Raw genomic sequence first — 1,945 nt, 5'->3', positions numbered from 1 at the left:
CTTGTGAGTAGGCCTTGTTTTGAGCTGCAGTGGAAAGCGAAGATCGCCATTCATAGAGCGTGAATGCGAGGTCGTCGTCGGGCCTGTAGATGGACGCCTTCCTCGGCGCTCCTCGTGTATCTGCAAACCTGCAGAAGAGAACGATGGCCGCCCTATACCCACCGGCTGTACTGATGGTTGCCCCGTTGGCTTTCACGTGACCAGTCCAAAGATCGCCAAGTTCCGCGGCGAGATTGGCGCACTCAAAATCACGCGGGGACAAGAAATGGGTGGCCACCCGACCACGTATCGGCCCGGAAACCGATCGCTTCGAATACATCCCGCGATTAGTCATTCTGGGTGAACTTTTCTAACAGAAACTGATCGATAAGGCTCCCGTAGTCTTGCGACTCTTCGGTCCAACTCGCGAAGGCGGCCTCAACTTCATCGGAAAGCTCATTCTGTGCACCCAGATATATTGACGTCGTAGCGAGATTGGCATGGCCCAACATACGTTGCACCTCCACAATCGGGTCTAGTGAGGCTTTGCGTGTACCGTTCGTTTGTTCCAAGTTCTTCAGCATCGTTACGGCGAAGGTATGCCGCAACATGTGGGGTGTGATTGGACGAGTGGATCGAGTCGGTCCAAGGACAACCGATATCCGTGCAGATGCCTCGCGGAAAGCTCGATGCCAGGAGTCCTTGGATGGCATCCGGCCGCTGAAGTTCACGAAGAGCGACATCGGCTCGAGGCCGTCTCCCGTGTCTCTGAAAGTGCGAGCGCGAAGTGTCGGATTCATTGCTTTCACCGTACGGCGAACACGAACACCGTCGAGCTCACCTGACAACCACGTTCCGTGCGGGCACTGTTCGTCGACGATAAACAGTGATGCATCTGAGCTGGTTTTCAATCTCGACGCGGCGGCCGACATCGCTTGGCGTTCGGTTGCGATGTATAAACCTAGCTTCGCCAAAACGCGCGGCGGAATATAGGCCGACCTTTCCCTGCCGCCCTTCGCGCATGCTTGCAAAATGACGTGAGATCCGAAATCTCCCTGCTCGTCTGCACTGATCTCGCAGAGGAGGAGGCTGTGAAATTCGCCCAATCTCATTCCAGTGGTGAGGGCAACTTGCGCCCCGATCGCATTCCGCATCGCGAGTCGTCCGCCAAAGGTTGTGTCTGCTCCGCCGTCGACAAGTCGCCCCTGAAGCCCGACGTTGAAAAAGATATGCCACTCGCGTTCGGAGATACTGCGGATGCTTGGCTGAGTGCGAACTGGTTGTCTAAGCACGTCACGATTCCCGTGAGAAATCCAGGGAACATGATCTATGACTTGGGCGTCAACGAGATAGGTGAAGAGTATGCGGATTGCAACGGCCTCAACTGTCCAGGAAACCGCAGAGATCGGGCGAGGTCCATACATTGTTCGAGAATCGCGATAGTTGGCGAGATGACTCTCTGTAACTTCAGTCAGGTCCACGTGCAGTGGTTCGAGGAACTTAGCGAAGCGGAGGGCTGCGTACGCGTACTGGCGCAGCGTGGAGCCTGCCCATCCGTTTCCGAGATGAACTCCGTACTCGAACCAGATTGGGGCCGGCCGGATTCCCCTGAAGAACAGAGGCGTCCCTTGCCTGAGCGTCCGACGGGTGTCCAACACCGGTCCTGCGTCTAGCTCAGGAGCAACAGTTTTTAGATTTCGCTCAACGAGCTGAGCGTCCGAGAAGTAGAGCTCCATGGCGGCGCATTCTTGCATCAGGGCTGACACCAGCCGCGAAGATCCTTCCCGCGAACGACGGGGTGCAGTCGTCCACGTGAGGCATGTACAATAGTGCACTATTTTCAGTCTCGGGTTGTTACTCAAGTGCAAAGTGAGGCACAACCAACACTGCAACGTAACCGGCTGGGTTCTCATCACCCTCATGACGGCCGGTTTGGTCATCATTATCTGGGGCCTGGCCGGCCCGG

The 1,945-nt window shown here is 56.3% G+C and carries 2 protein-coding genes; both read right to left on the bottom strand.

The window, feature by feature from the left end; all coding sequences use genetic code 11:
- On the bottom strand, window positions 1–196 hold a 196-nt coding region (locus tag JF66_RS24790; protein WP_231556541.1), incomplete at its 3' end, for a hypothetical protein.
- Between the two features lie 130 nt (window positions 197–326).
- Window positions 327–1,745 (bottom strand): tyrosine-type recombinase/integrase, encoded by a 1,419-nt coding sequence (locus JF66_RS20410; RefSeq protein ID WP_197059526.1) that lies wholly within the window; start codon window positions 1,743–1,745, stop codon window positions 327–329.
- Window positions 1,746–1,945: the final 200 nt, after the last annotated feature.

It is taken from the genome of Cryobacterium sp. MLB-32 (genome assembly GCF_000738085.1).
In the GTDB taxonomy this organism is placed as follows: Bacteria; Actinomycetota; Actinomycetes; order Actinomycetales; family Microbacteriaceae; genus Cryobacterium.
Note: the sequence above shows the minus strand (reverse complement) of the source record. Positions and strands in the feature narration are given on the sequence as shown.